Here is a 25,586-nt window from a genome sequence, read left to right on the forward strand (position 1 = left end):
GCCCGGGCGGGGGGGCGGGGGGGGGCGCCGTTCACCGGCGCGGCGTCCGGGGGGGGGGGCGGGGCCCCCCCCCCCCCCCGGGGCCCCCCCCCCCCGGCCCGCCCCCCCCCCCCCGCTCCGCACATCCGGGGAGACCGAAGCGCCGCCTCCCCGGCCACCCCCACCCCACCACCTGGACGGACGGAACTGTGAAGGCTCTTGTGCTCGCGGGGGGATCCGGCACGCGGCTGCGGCCGATCACCCACACCTCCAGCAAGCAACTGGTCCCGGTCGCCAACAAACCCATCCTGTTCTACGGCCTCGAAGCCATCGCCGCCGCCGGGATCAGGGAGGTCGGCGTCATCGTCGGCAGCACCGCCGCGGAGATCGAGGCGGCCGTCGGCGACGGCTCCCGCTTCGGCCTCGACATCACCTTCATCCCGCAGAGCGAACCCCTCGGACTCGCCCACGCCGTGCTGATCGCCCGGGACTTCCTCGGCGACGACGACTTCGTGATGTACCTCGGCGACAACTTCGTCCTGGACGGCATCACCGACGTCGTCGACGAGTTCCGCAAGGACCGCTGCGACGCGCACATCCTGCTCACCCGCGTCCCCGACCCCACCGCCTTCGGCGTCGCCGTCGTCGACGCCCAGGGCCGCGTCACCGCCCTGGAGGAGAAACCCCGCCGGCCGCGCAGCGACCTCGCCGTCGCCGGCGTCTACCTCTTCGGCCCCCGCATCCACGACGCCGTCCGCGCCATCACCCCCTCCGGGCGCGGCGAACTGGAGATCACCGACGCCCTGCAGTGGATGGTCGACCAGCGCCTCGGCGTCCGCTCCACGGTCATCACCGGCTACTGGAAGGACACCGGCAACGTCACGGACATGCTGGAGGTCAACCGCATCCTGCTGGAGCGGCAGGACAGGCGCATCGACGGTCACGTCGACGACGCCAGCGAGATCATCGGCCGCGTCCGCGTCGAGGCCGGCGCGCACATCCGCGGCTCCCGCATCGTCGGCCCCGCCGTCATCGGCGCCGGCAGCGTCGTCACCGACTCCTACATCGGCCCCTCCACCAGCGTCGCCGAGAGCTGCCGCATCACCGGCAGCGAGATCGAGTACTCCATCGTCCTGCGCGACTCCTCCCTCGAGGGCGTCCGCCGCGTCGAGGCCTCCCTCATCGGACGCAACGTGCAGGTCTCCCTCGCGCCCCGCCTGCCCGCCACCCACCGCCTCGTCATCGGCGACCACGGACGGGTCCACCTGCCCGCATGAGTCCCGTACGCCTCCTCGCCGTCACCGCGGTCGCCGCCGGACGCGACGCCGCCGCCGCGGGCCTGCGCGAGGCGCTGGAGAAGGAGGTCCGGCCCCCGTACCACTGACGGACGCCGTGCGGACGGGCGGGACGGGACGACCGCCCCCGTACGACCGACCACCCCTGTACGACCGACTGCCCCCCCCGTACGACCGACCGCGCGGCCGCGCGCACGCGGCGGCGGGCCGGCGGGCCGCCCGGGACGGCGCCGTCTCGTCCGGCGCGCCGCGGGGGAGAGGGCCGTGACGGCCCGGCCCGGCCGGCGCCCGGGACGCGCCCGGGCCCGCCCGGCGACCACCGCTCCGGCCTGCGGCGATGATTTCCAAGGGTTTCCCCAGACAACGCCGCCCGGAGCCGAAACAGGCCCCCGCCGCAGGTCATGCTGTCCCCACCGCACGAGGTGAACAGCACGCGCCAGCGCCGATCCGGCTCTCCCGGTACGACCGGCCGAAGCTCCCGCGCGGTGTGCATCCGTTCCGTCACCGACCACCATGGGGGCAGTCCATGACGAATGAAGCGCGGACGAATGAAGCGCGGCTTCGGGACTACCTCAAGCGGGTCACCGCCGATCTGCACGAAACCCGCCGCAAGCTCCGCGAAGCCGAGGCCCGGGAGCACGAACCCGTCGCCGTCGTCGGCATGAGCTGCCGGCTGCCCGGCGGCGTCCGCTCCCCGGAGGACTTCTGGGAGCTGCTCGCCGGCGGCACCGATGCCGTCACCGACTGGCCCACCGACCGCGGCTGGGACCTCGGCACCGGCCCCGACACCGGCCGCCGGGGCGGCTTCGTGCACGACGCCGACCGCTTCGACGCCGCCTTCTTCGGCATCTCCCCGCGCGAGGCGCTCGCCATGGACCCGCAGCAGCGCCTGCTGCTGGAGACCTCCTGGGAGGCGCTGGAACGCGCCGGCATCGACCCGGCCACCCTGCGCGGCAGCCGCACCGGCGTCTTCGTCGGCTGCAGCGACCAGGGCTACAGCTCCGGCCTGCGCGAGGTCCCCGACGACGTCCGCGGTCACCTGCTCACCGGCAACTCCATGTCCGTGGTCTCCGGCCGCGTCGCCTACGCGCTCGGCCTGGAGGGCCCCGCCGTCACCGTCGACACCGCCTGCTCCTCCTCCCTGGTCGCCCTCCACCTCGCGGCCCGCGCACTGCGCTCCGGCGAGTGCTCCCTCGCCGTGGTCGGCGGCGTGACCGTCATGTCCGGACCCGGCGCCTTCCTCGAGTTCGACCGTCAGGGCGGACTGGCCGCCGACGGCCGCTGCAAGGCCTTCTCCGACGACGCCGACGGCACCGGCTGGGCCGAGGGCGTCGGCATGGTCGTCGTCGAACGCCTCTCCGACGCCCGCCGCAACAACCACCGCGTCCTCGCCGTGCTGCGCGGCTCCGCCGTCAACCAGGACGGCGCCTCCAACGGCCTGACCGCCCCCAACGGCCCCTCCCAGCAGCGCGTCATCCTCGCCGCGCTCGCCGACGCCGGCCTGCTCGCCACCGAGGTCGACGCCGTCGAGGCGCACGGCACCGGCACCCCCCTCGGTGACCCCATCGAGGCCCAGGCCCTGCTCGCCACCTACGGGCAGGGCCGCACCCCGGACCGCCCCCTGTGGCTGGGCTCCGCCAAGTCCAACATCGGCCACACCCAGGCCGCCGCCGGCGTCGTCGGCGTCATCAAGGCCGTCCTCGCGCTCCGGCACAGCGTCCTGCCGCCCACCCTGTACGCCGACCGGCCCTCCAGCCGCGTCGACTGGACCGCCGGCCACATCCGCCTGCTCACCGAGGGCGTCGACTGGCCGGACACCGACCACCCCCGCCGGGTCGGCGTCTCCGCCTTCGGCCTCTCCGGCACCAACGCCCACGCCATCCTGGAACAGGCCCCCGAGCCCGCCCCCGCGGCCGACGACACCCCGCCCGCCCGGGCCCGCCTGCCCCTGCTGCCGTGGGTGGTCTCGGGCCGCGACGAGGACGCCCTCCGGGCCCAGGCCGCCCGCCTCGCCGCCCACCTGACCGCCCGCCCCGGCACCGACCCCTACGACCTCGCCTGGTCCCTGGCCACCACCCGCACCGCCTTCAGCCACCGCGCCGCCCTCCTCGGCACCGGCCACGACGACCTCCTGACCGGCCTCGGCGCCCTCGCCCAGGGCCGCACCACGGAACACGTCATCACCGGCTCCACCCGGAGCGAGGGGAAGACGGCGTTCCTGTTCTCGGGGCAGGGCGCCCAGCGGCTGGGCATGGGGCGGGAGCTGTACGAGGCCTTCCCGGTGTTCGCCGAGGCGTTCGACGCGGTGGTGGCCGAGGTGGGGGAGGAGCTGCGCGGGGTCGTCTTCGGCGACGAGGCCGGGCTGCTGGACGAGACCCGCTGGACGCAGCCGGCCCTGTTCGCGGTGGAGGTCGCCCTGTTCCGGCTGGTGGAGTCCTGGGGCGTGCGCCCGGCCTTCCTGGTCGGTCACTCCGTCGGTGAGCTGGCGGCGGCGCACGTGGCCGGGGTGCTGTCGCTGGCGGACGCGTGCCGGCTGGTGGTGGCCCGCGGCCGGCTGATGCAGCAGCTGCCTTCCGGTGGGGCGATGGTGGCGGTGGAGGCCGCCGAGGAGGAGGTGCTGGCGCTGCTGGAGGGCCGTGAGGGCGAGGTGGCGGTGGCGGCGGTCAACGGGCCGCGCGCCACCGTGGTCTCCGGCACCGGGGAGGCCGTCACCGCGGTCGCGCAGGAACTGGCGGGCCGGGGCCGGCGCACCACCCGCCTGCGGGTCAGCCACGCCTTCCACTCCCCGCTGATGGAGCCGATGCTGGCCGACTTCCGCCAGGTCGCCGCGGGCATCTCCTACAGCCCGCCGGTGGTTCCGGTGGTCTCCAACGTGACCGGACGCCCGGCCGAGGGCGACGATCTGACCACCCCGGAGTACTGGGTGCGGCACGTGCGCGAGGCGGTCCGTTTCGCCGACGGAGTGTCCTGGCTGGCCGGGCACGGCGTGACCCGTTTCGTGGAGATCGGTCCGGACGGCACGCTGACCGCCCTGGCCCAGACCAACGTCCCCGACACCACCGTCGTCGATCTGCTGTTCACCCCCACCCTCCGCAAGGACCGCGACGAAGCCGAGCAGTTGCTCGCCACGCTCGGCCGCCTGCACGTCCACGGCCAGCCCGTCGACTGGTCGGCGCTGCTGCCCGGCGCCGAGGCGGTGGAGCTGCCGACGTACGTCTTCCGCCGCGACCGCTACTGGCTCGAACGCTCCTACCGGGCCGACGGGGCACCGGCACCGGAGACCGGAGTCCGCTACGACATCGTGTGGCGGCCGGTGACGGGACTCCCCGACGAGGCGCGTCTGACGGGCCGCTGGCTGGTCGTCGGCACGGCGGAGCCGGCCGACGGGGACGATGCCCTGCTTTCCGCGCTCCGGACGGCCGGAGCGGAGGTCGTCAGCGTCGTACGGCAGCCCGGTGACACGCGCGAGGAACTGGCGCGGCGGCTCTCCGCGGCCGCCGACGGCACGGCCGTGGCCGGTGTCCTCTCGACCCCGGCGTCGTGCACGGGCGACGGCACGACGCCGGAGGGAGTCCTCGCCACCACCCTCCTGATCCAGGCGCTCGGCGACGCCGGTGTCGCGGCGCCGCTGTGGGTCGTGACGCGCGGCGCCGTGGCCGCCGGGAGCGCCGACGCCGCGCCGCGCCCGGAGCAGGCCGCCGTGTGGGGCCTGGGCCGGGTGGCCGCGCTCGAACACCCGGACCGCTGGGGCGGGTTGGTGGACCTGCCCGAGACGCTGGACCGGCGCTCCGCGGCCCGGCTCGTCGCAGTGCTCTCCGGTGCCCGCTCCGACTCCGGTGCCCCGGAGGACCAGGTGGCCGTCCGCGCCGGCGGTGTCCTGGGGAGGCGGCTGGTCCCCGCCGCGTCCGCCCCCGAGGAGCCGTGGGTGCCGCGCGGGACCGTGCTGATCACCGGCGGTACGGGAGCCCTGGGCGGCCGGGTCGCCCGCTGGGCAGCCGAGCACGGCGCCGAGCACCTCGTCCTCGTCGGCCGACGCGGGGACCGGGCCCCCGGTGCGGCCGAGCTGGAGGCCGAACTCACCGCCGCGGGCGCCCGGGTCACCTTCGCCACGTGCGACGTGTCGGACCGCGACGCCGTCCGCGAACTGCTGGCGGCGCACCCGGTCGACGCCGTGCTGCACGCGGCCGGCGTCCTGGCCGACGGGGTCGTGGACGGCCTCACCCCGGAGCGGTTCGACACGGTGTTCCGGGCCAAGGCGACCGCCGCCCGCCACCTCGACGAACTGACCCGGGAGCGGGAACTCGACGCCTTCGTCCTCTTCTCCTCCTTCGCCGGCACCGTCGGCTCCGCCGGGCAGGCCAACTACGCCGCCGCCAACGCCATGCTCGACGCCCTGGCCGAGCGGCGGCGCGCGGAGGGGTTGCCCGCCACCTCCGTCGCCTGGGGACCGTGGGCGGGCGGCGGCATGGCCGCCGACACCTCGGCGGAGAACCGGCAGCGGCGCGGCGGCGTACGCCTCCTCACCCCAGGGGCCGCCCTCGACGCGCTGGGCGCCTGCGTCGCCGCGCAGACGGCGGCCCCGCTCGTCGCCGACGTCGACTGGCAGCGGTTCGGCCCCGCCTTCACCGCCGTACGCCCCAGCCCGTTGCTCACCGAGGTGTACCGGGCGTCCGCCGACCCCCGTCACGACAGCGCCGACACCGCCCCCGCCACCGGCCTGCGCGCACGTCTGGCCGGCCTGACGCCCGAGGACCGGCTGCGGGAAGTGCTGGCACTGGTGCGGGCGCGGGCGGCTTCGGTGCTGGGGTATGCGGGTGCGGGCGCGGTGCCGGCGGAGCGGGCGTTTCGTGATCTGGGTGTGGACTCGCTGCTGGCGGTGGAGCTGCGCAATGTGCTGGCGGCGGAGTGCGGGGTGGTGCTGCCGGCGACGGTGGTGTTCGACCGTCCGACGCCGCTGGCGCTGGCGGAGTGGCTGGTGCGGGAGCTGGGCGGGGGGAACGGTGCCCCCGCTGCGGTGGAGCCGTCGCCCGGCGGGTCGGCGGCGGTGGACGATCCGGTCGCGATCGTGGGGATGGCGTGCCGTTTCCCGGGGGGCGCGGACTCGCCGGAGGCGTTGTGGCGGCTGCTGGCCGAGGGCGGTGACGGCATCGGCGACTTTCCCGACGACCGCGGCTGGGACCTCGACGCCCTCTTCGCCTCCGGCCCGGACAACCCCTACACCAGCAGTGCTCGCCTCGGCGGCTTCCTGAACGAGGTCGGCGCCTTCGACGCGGAGTTTTTCGGGATTTCTCCGCGTGAGGCTGTGGCGATGGATCCGCAGCAGCGTCTGTTGCTGGAGGCGGCGTGGGAGGCGGTGGAGCGGGCCGGGGTGGATCCGCGGTCGCTGCGCGGGCGCCGGGTGGGTGTCTTCGCGGGCACCAACGGCCAGGACTATCCGGTGCTGTTGACGGTTTCGGGTGGTGACTACGCCGATTACGGCGGTTATGTGGGCACCGGCAACGCGGCCAGTGTGGTGTCGGGCCGGGTGGCGTATGTGCTGGGCCTGGAGGGTCCGGCGGTGACGGTGGACACCGCGTGTTCGTCCTCGCTGGTGGCGTTGCACTGGGCGGTGCGCTCGCTGCGCTCGGGTGAGTGCGAGATGGCGCTGGTCGGTGGTGTGACGGTGATGTCGACGCCGGGGGCGTTCGTGGAGTTCTCGCGGCAGGGGGGTCTGGCCGGGGACGGACGGTGCAAGGCGTTCGCCGAGGGCGCGGACGGCACCGGCTGGTCCGAGGGTGTGGGTGTGCTGGTGGTGGAGCGGTTGTCGCAGGCGCGCCGCAACGGGCACCGGGTGCTGGCCGTCGTCCGGGGCACGGCGGTCAACCAGGACGGTGCCTCCAACGGTTTGACCGCGCCCAACGGGCCTTCCCAGGAGAAGGTGATCCGGGCGGCGCTGGCCGATGCGGGCCTGTCGCCGGCGGATGTGGACGCGGTGGAGGCGCACGGCACGGGCACCCGGCTGGGGGATCCGATCGAGGCGCAGGCGCTGATCGCCACCTACGGGCAGGACCGGGACGCGCAGCGGCCGGTGTGGCTGGGGTCGGTGAAGTCCAACCTGGGCCACACCCAGGCGGCGGCGGGTGTGGCGGGTGTGATGAAGATGGTGCTGGCGTTGCGGCACGGTCTGCTGCCGGCGACGCTGCACGTGGACGCGCCGTCCTCGCACGTGGACTGGCAGGCGGGCGCGGTGGAGCTGCTGACCGAGGCCCGGCCCTGGCCGGCCACGGAGCAGCGTCCGCGGCGGGCGGGGGTGTCCTCCTTCGGCCTGAGCGGCACCAACGCGCACGTCATCTTGGAGGCCGCCCCCGCGGAACCGGCCGCCCCCGACACCGACGACACCCCCATGCCCCTGCCGGTCGTGCCCTGGGTGCTGTCCGGCCGCAGCACCGACGCCCTGCGCGCCCAGGCGGCCAGGCTCGTCGACCACGTCCGTGCCCACCCCGACCTGGACGTCGCCGAGGTGGCCGCGGCGCTGGCGACCACGCGTTCGGCGTTCGAGGACCGGGCCGTGGTGCGCGGCGCGGACCGTGCGGAACTGCTGGCCGGACTGGCGGCCCTGGCGGCCGGTGAGGCCGCGTCCAACGTGACCCGGGGCGCCGTCTCCGAGGGCAGGACGGCGTTCCTGTTCTCGGGGCAGGGCGCCCAGCGGCTGGGCATGGGGCGGGAGTTGTACGAGGCCTTCCCGGTGTTCGCCGAGGCGTTCGACGCGGTGGTGGCCGAGGTGGGGGAGGAGCTGCGCGGGGTCGTCTTCGGCGACGAGGCCGGGCTGCTGGACCAGACCCGCTGGACGCAGCCGGCCCTGTTCGCGGTGGAGGTCGCCCTCTTCAGGCTGGTGGAGTCCTGGGGCATACGCCCGGACTTCCTGGTCGGTCACTCCATCGGAGAGCTGGCGGCCGCGCACGTGGCCGGGGTGCTGTCGCTGGCGGACGCGTGCCGTCTGGTGGTGGCCCGCGGCCGGCTGATGCAGCAGCTCCCGCCGGGCGGGGCGATGGTGGCGGTGGAGGCCGCCGAGGACGAGGTCCTGCCGCTGCTCAAGGGCCGTGAGGGTGAGGTGGCGGTGGCGGCGGTCAACGGGCCGCGCGCCACCGTGATCTCCGGCACCGAGGAGGCCGTCACCGCGGTCGCGGAAGCGCTGGCGGGCCGGGGCCGGCGCACCACCCGCCTGCGGGTCAGCCACGCCTTCCACTCCCCGCTGATGGCCCCGATGCTCGCCGACTTCCGCCAGGTCGCCGCGGGCATCTCCTACGCGCCCCCGGCCATCCCGGTCGTCTCCAACCTCACCGGACGCCCGGCCGAGGACGACGACTTGACCACTCCGGAGTACTGGGTCCGGCACGTGCGGGAGGCGGTGCGCTTCGCCGACGGCGTGTCCTGGCTGGCCGGGCACGGCGTCACGCGCTTCGTGGAGATCGGCCCGGACGGCACGCTGACCGCCCTGGCCCAGACGAACCTCTCCGACACCACCGGCCTGCTCCTCACCCCCACCCTCCGCAAGGACCGCGACGAGACGGACACCGTCGTGGCCGCGCTGGCGGCCCTGCACGTGAGCGGGGCTCCCATCGCCTGGCCGGGGCTCTTCGCGGGCGTACGGCCGGCCGAGCTGCCGACGTACGCCTTCCGGCGGGCCTGGTACTGGCCGGAGACGAAGGCTCCCGAGCACACCGAGCACACCGAGCACACCGAGCACACCGGGCCGTCGGACTCCGTCGACGCCGACTTCTGGGCGGCCGTGGAGGACGGGGACGCGCGGCGGCTCGCCGGGGTGCTCGGCGTGACGGAACCCGAACTCGGCGACGTGGTGCCCGCGTTGAGCGCGTGGCGGCGTGGGCGGGTGGCACAGGCGGCGGTCGACGGCTGGCGTTACCGCGTGACGTGGGAGCGTGTCCCGGACACCGCCTCCGGTCCCGCCGCCGTGCCGGGCCGCTGGCTGCTGCTCCACCCCGAGGGCGAGGAGGGCGCCCTGGCGGGGATCGAGGAGTTCCTGCCGGGTGCCGAGCGGGTGGCCTGCCCGCCGGACGCGGGACGCGGGGAACTGGCCGGCGTCCTGGCATCGGCCGCCGCGGCGGGCGCCGTGGCCGGGGTGCTGTCCGGCCTGCGCGGTCCGGTGCCGGCGCTGGGCCTGGTCCAGGCCCTCGGCGATGCGGGCCTGTCGGCTCCGCTGTGGGTCGTCACCTCCGGCGCGGTCGCGGTCGGCACGGCCGGTGAGGGCGTCGTCGACCCGGAGCAGGCGGCCGTGTGGGGTCTGGGCCGGGTGGCCGCGCTGGAGCACCCCGAACGCTGGGGCGGCCTGCTGGACGTGCCCCGCTCGCCCGAGCGCCGGACGCTCGCGCGGGTCGCGGCCGTCCTGGCGTCCGGTGCCGAGGACCAGGTCGCCGTCCGCGGTGGCCGTGCCTTCGCCCGCCGTCTCGCCCCGGTCCCCGCGTCCGGCGCGCCCGAGGGGCGGTGGAGCGCCCCGCGGCGGGTGCTGGTCACCGGCGGCACCGGCGCCCTGGGGGCGCGGGTGGCCCGCTGGCTGGCCGAGCACGGCACCCGGGAACTGGTGCTGGCCGGCCGCCGGGGCCCCGAGGCCCCCGGCGCCGCCGACCTGGTGGCCGACCTGGAGGGCCGGGGCGCGAGCGTCACGGTCACGGCCTGCGACCTGGCCGACCGTGAGGCCGTGGCCCGCCTGCTGGCCGCGCACCCGGTGGACGGGATCGTGCACGCCGCCGGCGTTCTCGACGACACCGTCCTCGCCGACCTGACCCCGCGGCAGCTCACCCGCGTCCTGCGCGCGAAGGCGCAGTCCGCCGCGCACCTGGACGAGCTGACCCGCGGCACCGACCTCGGCACGTTCGTGCTGTTCTCCTCCATCGCCGGTGTCTGGGGCAGCGGCGGCCAGGCCGCGTACGCGGCGGCCAACGCCCACCTCGACGGGCTCGCGCAGGCCCGCCGGGCGCAGGGGCTGCCCGCCACCGCCGTCGCCTGGGGCCCCTGGGACGGCGGCGGCATGGCCGCCGGTGCCGAGGCGCAGGACCTGCTGCGCCGGCGCGGCCTGCTGCCGCTCGACCCGGACGCGGCCCTGCGCGCGCTCGGCCGGGCGCTGCACCTCGACGACACCGCGGTCGTCGTGGCCGACGTGGACTGGGAGCGGTTCGCCCCGGCGTTCACCACCGGCCGCCCCAGCCCGCTGCTGTCCGCCGTCCCGGCGGCCGCCCGCGCCCTGGAGGGCTCCGCGCCCGCCGCGCAGGCCGCCCCGGCCGGTACGGAGCTGCGGGAGCGGCTGGCGGGGCTGCCGGAGGACGAGCGCGGCACGGCCCTGCTGGAGCTGGTGCGGCGGCACGCGGCGACCGTGCTGGGACACGCCGAGCCGGCGGCGGTCGCCGCGGGCCGGGCCTTCCGCGAAACGGGCTTCGACTCCCTGACCGCCGTGGAACTGCGCAACGCCCTCACCGCGGCCACCGGGGTCGCGTTGCCGCCCACCCTCGTCTTCGACCACCCGACCCCCCAGGCCGTCGCCGCGCACCTGCACGACGAACTGTTCGGTCCGCGGGACACCTCCGCCCGGGCGGAGCGGGCCGTCGCGGCGGCCGGCACGGACCCGGTCGTCATCGTCGGCATGGGCTGCCGCCTGCCGGGCGGCGTGGCCGGGCCCGAGGACCTGTGGCGGGTCGTGGCCGACGGGCGGGACACGGTCTCCGGATTCCCCGAGGACCGGGGCTGGGACCTGGACGCCCTGCGCACGGCCAGCGACACCCTCTCCGGCGGCTTCCTGCGGGACGCCGCCGGGTTCGACGCGGCCTTCTTCGGCATCAGCCCCCGCGAGGCACTGGCCCTCGACCCGCAGCAGCGGCTCGTCCTGGAGACCTCCTGGGAGGCCCTGGAACGGGCCGGCATCGCCCCGACGGAGCTCAAGGGCAGCCGCACCGGCGTGTTCGTCGGCGCCGGCGGCTCCGGCTACGGCACCGGCCTGCGGGAGGTGCCCGAAGGGCTCGGCGGTCACCTGCTCACCGGGCAGGCGGGCAGCGTGGTCTCCGGGCGGGTGGCGTACTCGCTCGGTCTGGAGGGGCCGGCGGTGACCGTGGACACCGCCTGCTCGTCCGCCCTGGTCGCCCTGCACCTGGCGGTGCGGTCGCTGCGGTCGGGGGAGTGCGACCTCGCCCTCGCCGGCGGTGTCACCGTCATGGCCGATCCCGGTGCGTTCGTCGAGTTCAGCGTCCAGGGCGGGCTCGCCGCCGACGGCCGGTGCAAGGCGTTCTCCGACGACGCCGACGGCACCGGCTGGTCCGAGGGCGTGGGCGTGCTGGTCGTGGAGCGGCTGTCCGACGCGCGCCGCAACGGGCATCCGGTGCTCGCCGTCGTCGCCGGCTCGGCCGTCAACCAGGACGGCGCCTCCAACGGGCTGACCGCCCCCAACGGGCCCGCCCAGCAGCGGGTGATCCGCGCCGCCCTGGCCGAGGCGGGACTGTCCCCGGCCGACGTGGACGCCGTCGAGGCGCACGGCACCGGCACGGTGCTGGGCGACCCGATCGAGGCGCAGGCCCTCATCGCCGCCTACGGGCAGGACCGGCCCGAGGACCGGCCGCTGTGGCTGGGCTCGGTGAAGTCCAACATCGGCCACACCCAGGCCGCGGCCGGCGCCGCCGGGATCATCAAGACGGTGCTCGCCCTGCGCGAGGGCCTGCTGCCGCGCACCCTGCACGCCGGCACCCCCTCGTCCCGGGTCGACTGGTCCGCAGGTGCGGTGCGGCTGCTGCGCGAGCCCGTGCCCTGGCCGGGCGGCGCCGGCCGGATCCGCCGGGCGGGCGTGTCCGCGTTCGGCGTCTCCGGCACCAACGCCCACGTCGTCCTGGAGGAACCCCCGGCCGAGACCGCCGGCCCGCCCGCCGCGCCGACGGCCGGGCCCGGGGACGCCGTACTGCCCTGGCTGGTGTCGGCGCGCGGCGCCCGCGCCCTGCGCGCCCAGGCCGCCCGCCTCCTGGACCACCTCACCCGGCACCCTCGCCTCGCCGCGGCCGACGTCGCCCACGCGCTGGCCACCACCCGCTCCGCGTTCGAGCACCGCGCCGTGATCACCGGCGCCAGCCGTGACGACCTGCTGCGCGGGCTCGCCGCCGTCGCCGCGGGCGAGACCACGCCCGCCGCCGTCACCGGCGACACCCTGGGCGAGGGTGCCACCGCCTTCCTGTTCGCCGGGCAGGGCACCCAGCGCCCCGGCATGGGACGGGAGCTGTACGAGGCGTTCCCCGGCTACGCCGACGCCTTCGACGAGGTGTGCGCCCACTTCGACGGGCACCTGCCGCGGCCGCTGCGCGAGGTGGTCTTCGGCGACGACGCGGAGCTGCTGAACCGCACGGAGTTCGCCCAGCCCGCGCTGTTCGCCGTCGAGGTCGCCCTGTTCAGGCTGGTGGAGTCCTGGGGCGTGCGCCCCGCCCACCTGCTCGGCCACTCCGTGGGCGAGATCGCCGCCGCCCACGTGGCGGGCGTGTTCGGCCTCGCCGACGCCTGCCGCCTGGTCGCCGCCCGCGGCCGGCTGATGCAGGCGCTGCCCGAGGGCGGCGCCATGGTCGCCGTCCAGGCCTCCGAGGAGGAAGTGGCGCCCCTGCTGGCGGGCCGCGAGGACGTGATGGGCCTCGCCGCCGTCAACGGGCCGCGGTCCGTGGTGGTGGCCGGCGACGAGGACGCGGTGCTCGAGCTGGCCGCCCGGTTCGCCGCGGACGGCCGCAGGACGACCCGGCTGCGCGTCAGCCACGCCTTCCACTCGCCGCGCATGGAGCCCATGCTCGACGACTTCCGGGCCGTGGCCGCGAGCGTCTCCTACGCCGCGCCGCGCATCCCGGTCGTCTCCGACGTGACCGGACTGCCCGCCGCGGAAGGGGAGCTGACCACACCGGAGTACTGGGTGCGGCAGGCCCGGCGGGCCGTCCGGTTCGCCGACGGCGTGGCCTGGCTGGAGCGCAACGGCGTCGACCGCCACCTCGAACTCGGCCCCGACGCCACCCTCACCGCCCTCGCCCAGGCCTGCTGGACCGGCCCCGGCCACCTCGCCGTGCCCGCCTTGCGCGACGACCGCCCCGAACTCCTCGCCCTGACCGGCGCGCTGGGCGCCCTGCACACCCGTGGCGTGCCCGTCGACTGGCCGGCCGTGCTGCGCGCCCTGGCCCCCGGCGCCCGCCCGGTGGACCTGCCCACCTACGCCTTCCAGCACCGCCGCTACTGGCTCGACGTCCCCGCGGGCGGCGGCGACCCGGCCGCCGCCGGACTGGCCGGCACCGGCCACCCGCTGCTCGGCGCGGCCGTGCCCGACGCCGTGGGCACCACCGTGGTGCTCACCGGCCTCCTGCGCGCCCGCTCCCCGCGGTGGCTCGCCGCCCACCGCGTCACCGGCGCGCCGGTGGTGCCCAGCGCCGCCTTCGTCGAGCTCGCCCTGCGGGCCGGCGCCCACGCCGGCTGCGGCCAGGTGCGCGAACTCACCCTGGAGGCGCCGCTGGTGCTGCCCGAGGACGGGGGAGTGCAGCTGCAGGTACGGGTGGCGGAGCCGGACGCCCGCGGCGCCCGCGCGTTCGGCGTGTACGGCCGGGGCGGGGCCCCGGGGCCCGACGCGCCCTGGACCCGCCACGCCGGCGGCGTGCTGTCGGCCGAACTCCCGCCGCCCGCCGCCGAGTCCGCCCTCACCGCGTGGCCGCCGGCCGGGGCGGAGGAACTGCCCGTCGACGGCCTCTACGAGCGGCTCGCCGCGGCCGGCCTCGACTACGGCCCCGTCTTCCGGGGCCTGAAGGCGGCCTGGCGGCGCGGTGCCGAGGTGTACGCCGAGGTCGCCCTCCCCGAGGACGCCGAGCCGGAGGCCGGGCACTACGACCTGCACCCGGCGCTGCTGGACGCGGCCCTGCACCCGCTCGGCCTCGGCGCCTTCGACGGCCTGGGCGAGGGGCGCGTGCTGTTCTCGGCCGGCGGGGTCCGGCTGCACGCCACCGGCGCCACCACCCTGCGCGTCCGGCTCGTGCGCACCGGCCCGGACACCGTGTCCCTGACGGCCGCCGACGCGGTGGGCGACCCCGTCCTCGACGTCGACACCCTGCTGCTGCGGCCCGTCACCGCCCCCGCACGCACGGACGCCGCCCCCGCGCGCACGGACGCCGCCCGCATGAGCACGGACGCCGCCCCCGCGCGCACGGACGACGTGCCCGCCCCGGCGGCGTCCGCCGCGCACCCGGCCGCGCCCCGGCGGCGTGCCGCCGCCCGCGCGCAGGCGCCCGGCGGCCTCCTGGAACGGCTGGCGGCCCGGCCCGCGGCCGAACGGGAACGCGCGCTGCTGGGCACCGTCCGCGCCGAGGTCGCCTCCGTCCTCGGCCACGCCGGCCCCGACGAGGTGGAACCGGCCCGGCCCTTCACCGACCTGGGCTTCACCTCGCTGACCGGGGTCGAACTGCGCAACCGGCTCAGCACCGCCCTCGGCGTCACCCTCCCGGCGACCCTCGTCTTCGACCACCCCACGCCCGCCGGACTCGCCCGGCACCTCGCCGAGGACCTGTTCGGCACGGGAACGCGCGAGACGGCCCCGCCCGCCGCGCTGCCGGCCGTCGCCGACGACCCGGTCGTCGTCGTCGGCATGGCCTGCCGCTACCCCGGCGGCGTGCGCAGCCCCGAGGAGCTGTGGGAGCTGCTGCTCGCCGGCGCGGACGGCATCTCGCCGCTGCCCACCGACCGCGACTGGCACCCGGAGCGCCTCTACCACCCCGACCCCGACCACCCCGGCACCGTCTACACCCGCGAAGGCGGATTCCTGCACGACGCCAGCCAGTTCGATCCGGCCTTCTTCGCCATCAGCCCTCGCGAGGCGCTCGCCATGGACCCGCAGCAGCGCCTGCTGCTGGAGACCTCCTGGGAGGCGCTGGAGCGCGCCGGCATCGACCCGCTCGCCGCCCGCGGCAGCGACACCGGCGTCTTCGCCGGCGTCACCTACCAGGACTACGTCACGATCCTGGCCGCCGCCGAGGACGACTTCGAGGGCTACGTCGGCACCGGCAACTCGCCCAGCGTCCTGTCCGGCCGCATCGCCTACGCCCTCGGCCTGGAGGGCCCCGCGGTGTCCGTCGACACCGCCTGCTCCTCCAGCCTGGTCGCGCTGCACCTGGCCGCGCAGGCCCTGCGCCAGGGCGAGTGCTCCCTCGCCCTGGCCGGCGGTGTCACCGTGATGTCGACCCCCGGCTCGCTCATCGAGTTCAGCCGGCAGCGCGCCCTCGCGCCGGACGGCCGCTGCAAGCCGTTCTCCGCCGACGCCGACGGCGCGAGCTGGGCCGAGGGCGTGGGCATGGTCGTCCTCGAACGGCTCTCCGACGCCCGCCGCAACGGCCACCCCGTCCTGGCGGTGCTGCGCGGCAGCGCCCTCAACCAGGACGGCGCCTCCAACGGTCTGACCGCGCCCAACGGGCCCTCCCAGCAGCGCGTCATCCGCGCCGCCCTGGCCGCCGCCGGGCTGACCCCGCAGGACGTGGACGCCGTCGAGGCGCACGGCACCGGAACCACCCTCGGCGACCCCATCGAGGCCCAGGCCCTCATCGCCGCCTACGGGCAGGACCGGCCCGAGGACCGGCCGCTGTGGCTGGGCTCGCTGAAGTCGAACATCGGCCACAGCCAGGCCGCGGCCGGCGTCGGCGGCGTCATCAAGATGGTGCTCGCCCTGCGCGAGGGCCTGCTGCCGCGCACCCTGCACGCCGACACGCCCACCCCGCACGTCGACTGGAGCGCCGGGCACGTGCGGCTGCTCACCGAGCAGCGGGCCTGGCCCGAGACCGGGCACCCGCGCCGCGCCGGCGTCTCCTCCTTCGGCATGAGCGGCACCAACGCCCACGTCATCCTCGAACAGGCCCCGGCGGAACGGGCCCCCGAACCGGCCGCCCCGGACGCGACCGCCCCGGACGCGGCGGACACCCGCGCGCTGCCCGTCGTCCCGGCCGTCCTCTCCGGCCGCACCGCCGCCGCGCTGCGCGCGCAGGCCGCACGCCTGCGCGCCCACCTGCGCGCCCGCCCCGGGCAGCGCACGACCGACGTCGCCTACTCGCTGGCCACCACTCGCTCCGCCTTCGAACACCGCGCCGCCGTCCTCACCACCGGCCCCGCCGACCTCGACCGGGCACTCGACGCGCTCGCCTCCGGCGACGCCCTCGACGTGCCGGGCGTCCTCACCGGCACCGCCCCGCGCGCCGCCGACCCGGTGCTCGTCTTCCCCGGGCAGGGCGCCCAGTGGGCCGGCATGGCCCGTGAACTCCTCGCCGAGTCCGAGGTGTTCGCCGACCTGATCGCACAGTGCGAGCAGGCCCTCGCCCCGTACGTCGACTGGTCGCTCACCGCGGTGCTGCGCGGCGACGAGGACGCCGCCGACCTCGGCCGCGTCGACGTCGTGCAGCCCGCGCTGTGGGCCGTGATGGTGTCCCTGGCCGGACTGTGGCGCTCCCACGGCGTCCGCCCGGCCGCCGTGGTCGGCCACTCCCAGGGCGAGATCGCCGCCGCCTGCGTGGCCGGCGCCCTGTCCCTGCGGGACGGCGCCCGCGTCGTGGCGCTGCGCAGCCGCGCCATCACCGGCATCGCCGGCACCGGCGGCATGATGTCCGTGCCGCTGCCGGCCGCCGAGGTGCGCACCCGGATGCGCCCGTGGGCCGACCGCCTGGCCGTGGCCGCCGTCAACGGGCCGTCCTCGGTCGTGGTGTCCGGCGAGGCCACCGCGCTCGACGAGCTGTACGACGCCCTCACCGGCGACGGCGTGCGCGCCCGCAAGGTCGCCGTCGACTACGCCTCGCACTCCCCGCAGGTCGAACCCGTCCGGGACGCCGTCCTCGACGCCCTCGCCGGCATCGCGCCGCGCGACGCGCAGATCCCGTTCCGCTCCACGCTCACCGGGCAGTGGCAGGACACGCGGGAACTCGACGCCGAGTACTGGTACACCAACCTGCGCGAGACCGTCCGCTTCGAGGAGGCCGTGCGCGGCCTGATCGCCGAGGGGCACCGCACGTTCATCGAGGTCGGCCCGCACCCGGTGCTCGCCGTCGGCCTGCGCGAGACCCTCGACGACTGCGGCGCCGACGGCGTCGTCCTCGGCTCGCTGCGGCGCGACAAGGGCGGCCTCGGCCAGTTCCTCACCGCCGTCGCCGAGGCCCACGTCCACGGTGTCGCCGTCGACTGGGAGGCCGTCTTCGCCGGCACCGGCGCCCGCCGCACCGACCTGCCGACCTACCCCTTCCAGCACGGCCGCTACTGGCCCACCGTCAGGGAGCGGGCAGCCGCGGGCCGCGCCGCGGACGGCGCCCCGGCCACCGACGAGGCCGAGGCCCGCTTCTGGGAGGCCGTCGAGGGGCAGAACCTGGAGGCCCTCGCGGGCACCCTCGACGTACCGGCCGACGCGCCGCTCGGCACGGTCCTGCCGGCGCTGTCCGCCTGGCGCCGCACCAGCCGCACCCGTTCCACCACCGAGGCCTGGCGCTACGCCGTGTCCTGGACGCCGCTGACCGAGCGGGCGGCGGGCACCCTCACGGGCACCTGGCTGCTGCTCGCCCCGGACGCCGGCCGCGACGACCTCGTCACCGCGGTCCACGACGCGCTCGCGGCGGGCGGCGCCCGCCGCGTCCACCTCGTCACCCTGCCCGACCGGGCCCTGGACCGCGCGGACCTGGCCGGACTGCTGCGCACCCACCTCGCCGCCGGCGCACCCGACGCCGCCGGCGCACCCGACGCCGCCGGCACGCTCCCGGCGCCGACCGGGGTGCTGTCCCTGCTCGCCCTCGACGAGCGGCCCCACCCGGACCACCCGTGCGTGCCGCGCGGACTGGCCCACACCCTCGCCCTCGTACAGGCCCTGGGCGACCTCGACGTCGACGCCCCGCTGTGGTGCGCCACCCGCGGCGCCGTCGCCGTCGCCCCCTCCGACCCGCTCACCAGCGCCACCCAGGCCCTGGTCTGGGGCTTCGGCCGGGTCGCGGCCCTGGAGCACACCGAACGCTGGGGCGGCCTGATCGACCTGCCCGCCGTCCTCGACACCCGCGCCGGCACCCGCCTCGCCGCCGTCCTCGCCGACCCCGGCGGCGAGGACCAGCTCGCGCTCCGCCCCGCCGGCACCTTCGCCCGGCGCCTGGTCCACGCCGGTTCCGGCCTCGCCCCCGCCGAGGAGTGGCGCCCGCGCGGCACCGTCCTGGTCACCGGCGGCACCGGTGCCCTCGGCGGCCACGTCGCCCGCTGGCTCGCCGACCGCGGCGCCACCCGCCTGGTCCTCGCCGGCCGCCGCGGCGCCGACGCGCCCGGCGCCCGCGCCCTGCGCGACGAACTCACCGCGCGCGGCGTGGACGTCACCCTCGCCGCCTGCGACGTCGCCGACCGCGACGCGCTGCGCGCCCTGCTCGACGCGATCCCCGCCGAGCACCCCCTGGACGCCGTGTTCCACGCGGCGGGCTCCCTCGACGACGGCGTGATCGACGCACTCGACCCCGCCCGCATGGAACCAGTGCTGCGCGGCAAGGTCGCCGCCGCCCTCAACCTGCACGACCTCACCCGCGACCTGGACCTGTCCGCCTTCGTGCTGTTCTCCTCCACCGCGGGCGTCCTCGGCGGCGCCGGCCTGGGCAACTACGCCCCCGGCAACGCCTTCCTGGACGCCCTCGCCCAGCGCCGCCGCGCCCTCGGCCTGCCCGCCACCGCGCTCGCGTGGGGCCTGTGGGCCGACGGCGGCATGGTCGACGACGCGGCCGGCGACCGCATGCGCCGCTACGGCGTCCACCCCATGGACACCGAACCGGCCTGCGCGGCCCTCGGCCGCGCCCTGGACCTCGGCGACACCACCGTGGTCGTCACCGACATCCGCTGGGACACCTACGCCCCCGCGTTCACCGGGCCGCGCCCCAGCCACCTGCTCGACGAACTCCCCGCGGCGCGCCGCGCGCTGGAGGCCTCCCGCGAGCCGGCCGGCACCGCCGCCCCCGACGCGGCCTCGCTCCCGGCCCGCCTCGCCGGGCTCCCGGAGTACGAGCGCGCGGGCGCCGTCCTCGACACGGTCCGTTCCTACGTGGCGAAGGTCCTCGGCCACCCGTCCGGCGAGGACGTCGACCCGGGCCGGCCGTTCACGGACCTCGGCATCGACTCGCTGAGCGCCGTCGAACTGCGCAACGGCATGAACCGCATCACCGGCCTGCGGCTGCCCGCCACCCTCGTCTTCGACCACCCCACCTGCACCGAACTCGCCGGCTTCCTGCTCGCCCAGGTCTCCGGCACCCCCGCGGCGGCGCACGACCGGGCCCCGGGCCCGGCCGCGCCCCGCGACGACGAACCCGTCGCCATCGTCGCCATGGGCTGCCGCTTCCCCGGCGGCGTCGAGACCCCCGAGCAGCTGTGGCGCCTGCTCCTGGACGGCGACGAGGCGCTCACCCCCTTCCCCGAGGACCGCGGCTGGGACCTGGAGGCCCTCTACGACCCCGAGCCCGGCAGGCCCGGCAGCGTCTACACCCGCACCGGCGGCTTCCTGAAGGACGCCGGCGCCTTCGACCCGGCGTTCTTCAACATCTCCCCGCGCGAGGCCACGGCCATGGACCCGCAGCAGCGGCTGCTGCTGGAGATGGCGTGGGAGGCCTTCGAACGGGCCGGCATCGACCCGCGCACCCTGCGCGGCAGCCGCACCGGCGTCTTCGCCGGCACCAACGGCCAGGACTACACCGGCATGCTCGCCGCCTCCCAGGAGGACTTCGAGGGCTACATGCTCACCGGCAACGCGGCCAGCGTCGTCTCCGGCCGGCTCTCCTACACCTTCGGACTGGAGGGACCGGCGGTGACCGTCGACACCGCCTGCTCCGCCTCCCTGGTCGCCCTGCACCTGGCCGTGCGCTCCCTGCGGTCGGGCGAGTGCGACCTCGCCCTGGCCGGCGGCATCACCGTCATGGCCTCGCCGGGTCTGTTCCTGGACTTCTCCCGGCAGCGGGGGCTGGCGGCGGACGGGCGGTGCAAGGCGTTCGCGGACGCGGCGGACGGCACCGGCTTCTCCGAGGGCGGTGGCCTGCTGCTGGTGGAGCGGTTGTCGGACGCGCGCCGCAACGGGCATCCGGTGCTGGCGGTGGTGCGCGGCAGCGCGGTCAACCAGGACGGTGCGTCCAACGGTCTGAGCGCGCCCAACGGGCCCTCCCAGCAGCGGGTGATCCGGGCTGCGCTGGCGGATGCGGGCCTGTCGCCGGCGGACGTGGACGCGGTGGAGGCGCACGGTACCGGCACCCGGTTGGGTGATCCGATCGAGGCGCAGGCGCTGCTGGCCACCTACGGGCAGGGGCGGGACGCGCAGCGGCCGGTGTGGCTGGGGTCGGTGAAGTCCAACATCGGTCACACGCAGGCGGGTGCGGGTGTGGCGGGTGTGATGAAGATGGTGCTGGCGTTGCGGCACGGGGTGTTGCCGGCGACGCTGCACGTGGACGCGCCGTCCTCGCACGTGGACTGGGAGGCGGGCGCGGTGGAGCTGCTGACCGAGGCCCGGCCCTGGCCGGGGACGGGGGAGCGTCCGCGGCGGGCGGGGGTGTCCTCGTTCGGGATCAGCGGCACCAACGCGCACCTGATCCTGGAGGCCGCCCCCGAAGAGGCCGTCCTCGATGACACCGCCGCCGGGGAACCCACCAGGGAACCCGCCGAAGGGACCCCGATCCCCTGGGTGGTGACCGCGCGCAGCCGCGCCGCACTGCACGCCCAGGCCGAGCGTCTGCTGGCCCACGCAGGGGAACACCCCGAGCACACCGCCGCCGACATCGGCCTGTCCCTCGCCGCCACCCGCACCGCCTTCGAGCACCGCGCCGTCGTCCTTGGCGGGGACAGGGACGCCCTCCTCGACGGCCTGCGTGCCGTCGCCGCCGGTGAACCGGCCCCGCACACGGTCACCGGAACCTTCCGCGGCGAGGGGAAGACGGCGTTCCTGTTCTCCGGGCAGGGCGCGCAGCGGCTTGGCATGGGGCGGGAGTTGTACGAGGCGTTCCCGGTGTTCGCCGAGGCGTTCGACGCGGTGGTGGCCGAGGTGGGGGAGGAGCTGCGCGGGGTCGTCTTCGGCGACGAGGCCGGGCTGCTGGACGAGACCCGCTGGACGCAGCCGGCCCTGTTCGCCGTGGAGGTCGCCCTCTTCAGGCTGGTGGAGTCCTGGGGCGTGCGCCCGGACTTCCTGATGGGTCACTCCGTCGGTGAGCTGGCGGCCGCGCACGTGGCCGGAGTGCTGTCGCTGGCGGACGCCTGCCGGCTGGTGGTGGCCCGCGGGCGGCTGATGCAGCAGCTCCCGCCGGGCGGGGCGATGGTGGCGGTGGAGGCCGCCGAGGAGGAGGTGCTGGCGCTGCTGGAGGGCCGTGAGGGCGAGGTGGCGGTGGCGGCGGTCAACGGGCCGCGCGCCACCGTGATCTCCGGCACCGAGGAGGCCGTCACCGCGGTCGCGCAGGAACTGGCGGGCCGGGGCCGGCGCACCACCCGGCTGCGGGTCAGCCACGCCTTCCACTCCCCGCTGATGGACCCGATGCTCGCCGACTTCCGCAAGGTCGCCGAGGACATCGCCTACGCGCCGGCGCGCATGGCCGTGGTCTCCAACGTCACCGGACGGGCCGCGGCACCCGGCGAGCTGGAGTCGGCGGAGTACTGGGTGCGGCACGTCCGCGAGGCGGTGCGGTTCGCCGACGGGGTGGCGTGGCTCGCCGGGCACGGCGTCACGCGCTTCGTGGAGATCGGCCCGGACGGCACGCTGACCGCCCTCGCCCAGACGAACGTCCCCGACCCCGCGGACCTGCTCTTCGTACCCGTCCTGCGCAAGGACCGCGACGAGCGGGACGCCCTGCTCGCCGCGCTGGCCCAGGCGTTCGCCAAGGGCGTCGACGTCGCGTGGGCCGGCCTGTTCGACGGGACCGGCGCCCGCCCGGTGCAACTGCCGACCTACGCCTTCCAGCGGCAGCGGTACTGGCCGAGGCCGCCCGTCCTGCTCGGCGACGTCGGCTCCGCCGGCCTGCGCGCCGCGCAGCACCCGCTGCTCGGTGCGGCCGTCGAACTCGCCGGCGGCGACACCTTCCTGTTCACCGGCCGGCTGTCGCTGGGCGGCCACCCCTGGCTGAAGGACCACGCGCTCACCAGCACCGCGCTCTTCCCCGCCACCGGGTTCCTCGACCTGGCCCTGCACGCCGCGGCGCACGCCGGGTGCGACCGGGTGGAGGAGCTGACCATCCTCGCCCCGCTGCCCCTGCCCGAGCGCGGCGGCGTCCACGTGCAGCTGCGCGTCGAAGCCCCCGACGCCTCCGGCGCCCGCGCCCTGACCGTCCACGCCCGCCCCGAGGACGCCCCGGCCGACGACCCGTGGACCCTGCACGTCAGCGGACTTCTGACGCAGGACCGGGAGACGCCCGTGGAGCCGCCGTACGACTTCACCGTCTGGCCGCCGAAGGACGCCGAGCCGGTGGCGCTGGACGGCTTCTACGAGCGGTTCGCCGAGCGCGGACACCTCTACGGGCCGCTGTTCCAGGGGCTGTCGGCGGTGTGGACGCGGGGCGAGGAGGTGTTCGCCGAGGTGGCGCTGCCCGACGGCGCCGATCCGGCCGCCGGGGCGTTCGACCTGCACCCGGCGCTCCTCGACGCCGCCCTGCACGCGGTGCTGTTCGTGCCGATGGAGGAGGCCGGACGGCTGCCGTTCTCCTGGAGCGGCGTGCGCCTGGAGGCCGTCGGCGCCGGGGCGCTGCGCGTCCGCATGGTGCAGACCGGCCCCGAGTCGATCGGCCTGGCCCTCGCCGACCCGGCCGGGCGGACCGTCGCCCGCGTCGACGCGCTCACGCTGCGCGAACTCACCGGCGACATCGCCGGATCCACCGTCGGCGCACCGCAGCGGCAGCACCTGTACGAGCTCGACTGGACGCCGCGGACCGCAGGCACCGCCTCCCCGGACACCTCGTGGACGGTCGTCGGCGACGGCGCCGCGCGCGAACTGGCCGCCGCGCTGCGGGACGCGGGCTTCCGGACGCACGTCGTGCCCGACCTGGACGCGCTCGCCGCGACGGGCGCCGCAGTGCCCGGGACGGTGCTGCTCACCGCGCCGGACGGCGCCGGCCCAGTGGACGGCGCCGGGCACGGCGGCGACCTCGCGCGGGCGGCGCACACCGCCGCCGGCCGGATGCTGCGCACCGTCCGGCACTGGCTGGAGGAACCGGCCTTCGCCCACGCCCGGCTGGCCGTCGTCACCCGGGGCGCCGTACGGGCCGACGCGCGGCCCGTGGACCCGGTGCAGGCGGCGCTGTGGGGCCTGGTGCGCTCGGCCTGCTCCGAGAACCCGGGCCGCTTCGTGCTGGCCGACACCGACGGGACGGCCGCCTCGGCGGCCGCGCTGCCCGCCGCGCTCGGCGCGGACGCCGTCGAACTCGCCGTCCGGGACGGCGCGGTGACCACCCCCCGGATCGTCCCCCTCGCCGCCGACCGGGCCCTGGTCCCGCCGGCCGGCGCGGACGCCTGGCGCCTGGAGATCGGGCGCGGGGGCACGCTGGAGGGCCTGCGGCTCGCCCCGTGCCCGCAGGCGGCGGGGCCGCTGGGGCCGCGTGAGGTGCGGATCGCGGTGCGGGCCGCGGGGGTGAACTTCCGCGACGTGCTGACCGCGCTCGGCATGTACCCGGGCGAGGCGACCGCGATCGGCCTGGAAGGGGCCGGGGTGGTCACCGAGGTCGGCGCGGAGGTCACCCGCTTCGCGCCCGGCGACCGGGTGCTGGGCATGTTCGCCGGGGCGTTCGCCCCGGTCGCGGTGGCCGACGAGCGGCTGCTGGCACACGTCCCGCGGGGCTGGTCCTTCGCCCAGGCCGCCACCGTCCCCATCACGTTCCTGACCGCCTACTACGCCCTGGTGGACCTGGGCGGGCTGCGGCCGGGACGGTCGGTGCTGGTGCATGCGGCCGCCGGCGGTGTCGGTTCGGCGGCGGTGCAGCTGGCGCGGCACCTGGGGGCGGAGGTGTTCGCCACCGCGAGTCCGGGCAAGTGGGACGCGCTGCGGGCGGCGGGCCTGGACGAGGCGCACCTCGCCTCCTCCCGCGACCTGGACTTCGAACGGGCCTTCCTGGACGCCACCGGCGGGCGGGGAGTGGACGTCGTGCTGGACTCGCTGGCGCGGGAGTTCGTGGACGCCTCGCTGCGGCTGCTGCCGCGCGGCGGGCGGTTCCTGGAGATGGGCAAGACCGACGTCCGCGACGCGCGGCGGGTCGCCGCCGACCACCCGGGCGTCGAGTACCGCGCCTTCGACCTGGTGGAGGCCGGCGCCGACCGGATCGGGCAGATGCTCACCGCGCTGATGGACCTCTTCGCCCAGGGTGTGCTCACCCCGCTGCCGGTGACCGCGTGGGACGTGCGGCAGGCGCCGGAGGCGTTCCGGCACCTCAGCCAGGCCCGCCACATCGGCAAGGTCGTCCTCACCCTGCCCGCCGCGCCCGACCCGCGGGGCACCGTCCTGCTCACCGGCGGCACCGGCGGACTCGGCCGCCTGACCGCCCGCCACCTGGTCGAGGAACACGGCGTGCGCCACCTGGTCGTCGCCAGCCGCAGCGGGTCCGACGCCCCCGGCGCCGCCGCGCTGCGCGAGGAACTGACCGCCCTGGGCGCCGAGGTGACCGTCGCCGCCTGCGACGTCGCCGACCGCGACGCGCTCGCCGGCCTGCTCGGCACGATCCCCGCCGACCGGCCGCTCACCGCGGTGGTGCACACCGCCGGGGTCCTCGACGACGGCGTCGTCACCTCGATGACGCCCGAGCGGCTGCGGACCGCGCTGCGGCCCAAGGCCGACGCCGTGGTCGCCCTGCACGACCTGACCCGCGACCTGGACCTCGCCCGGTTCGTGGTGTTCTCCTCCGTCGCCGGCACGTTCGGCGGGGCCGGCCAGGCCAACTACTCGGCCGCCAACGCCTTCCTCGACGCGTTCGCCCAGCACCGGCGCGACCAAGGCCTGCCCGCCACCTCCCTCGCCTGGGGCACCTGGCTCCCGGACGCGGGCATGACCGGCACCCTCACCGACGCCGACCGGGAGCGGCACGCCCGCACCGGCATGGTGCCCCTCGACGCGCCGAGCGGCATGCGGCTGCTGGACGCCGGCGCCGCCTCCGACCGCGCCGTCCTGCTGCCGATGGCCCTCGACCGGGCCGCGCTGCGCGAGCACGCCGACGCGCTGCCGCCGCTGCTGCGCGGCCTGGTCCGGGCCCCGGCCCGGCGCCGGGCTGATCTCCGTCATCGCCCGGGAACGCCTCGCCGAGGTCGACCGCTCCCTCGCCCGGCGCGGGGCGGCGTACCGCGGCGGCT

2 protein-coding genes are annotated in these 25,586 nt (G+C 76.9%); both read left to right on the plus strand.

Annotated features, from left to right (window positions below; all coding sequences use genetic code 11):
- Window positions 1-188 precede the first annotated feature (188 nt).
- Window positions 189-1,256, plus strand: a complete 1,068-nt coding sequence (locus AB0L29_RS24770) for a glucose-1-phosphate thymidylyltransferase (protein WP_365829945.1) — start codon at window positions 189-191, stop codon at window positions 1,254-1,256.
- Between the two features lie 544 nt (window positions 1,257-1,800).
- A partial coding sequence (locus AB0L29_RS24775) for a type I polyketide synthase (RefSeq protein ID WP_365829946.1) occupies window positions 1,801-25,586 on the plus strand: 23,786 nt, incomplete at its 3' end.

It is taken from the genome of Streptomyces sp. NPDC052701 (genome assembly GCF_040678355.1).
In the GTDB taxonomy this organism is placed as follows: Bacteria; Actinomycetota; Actinomycetes; order Streptomycetales; family Streptomycetaceae; genus Streptomyces.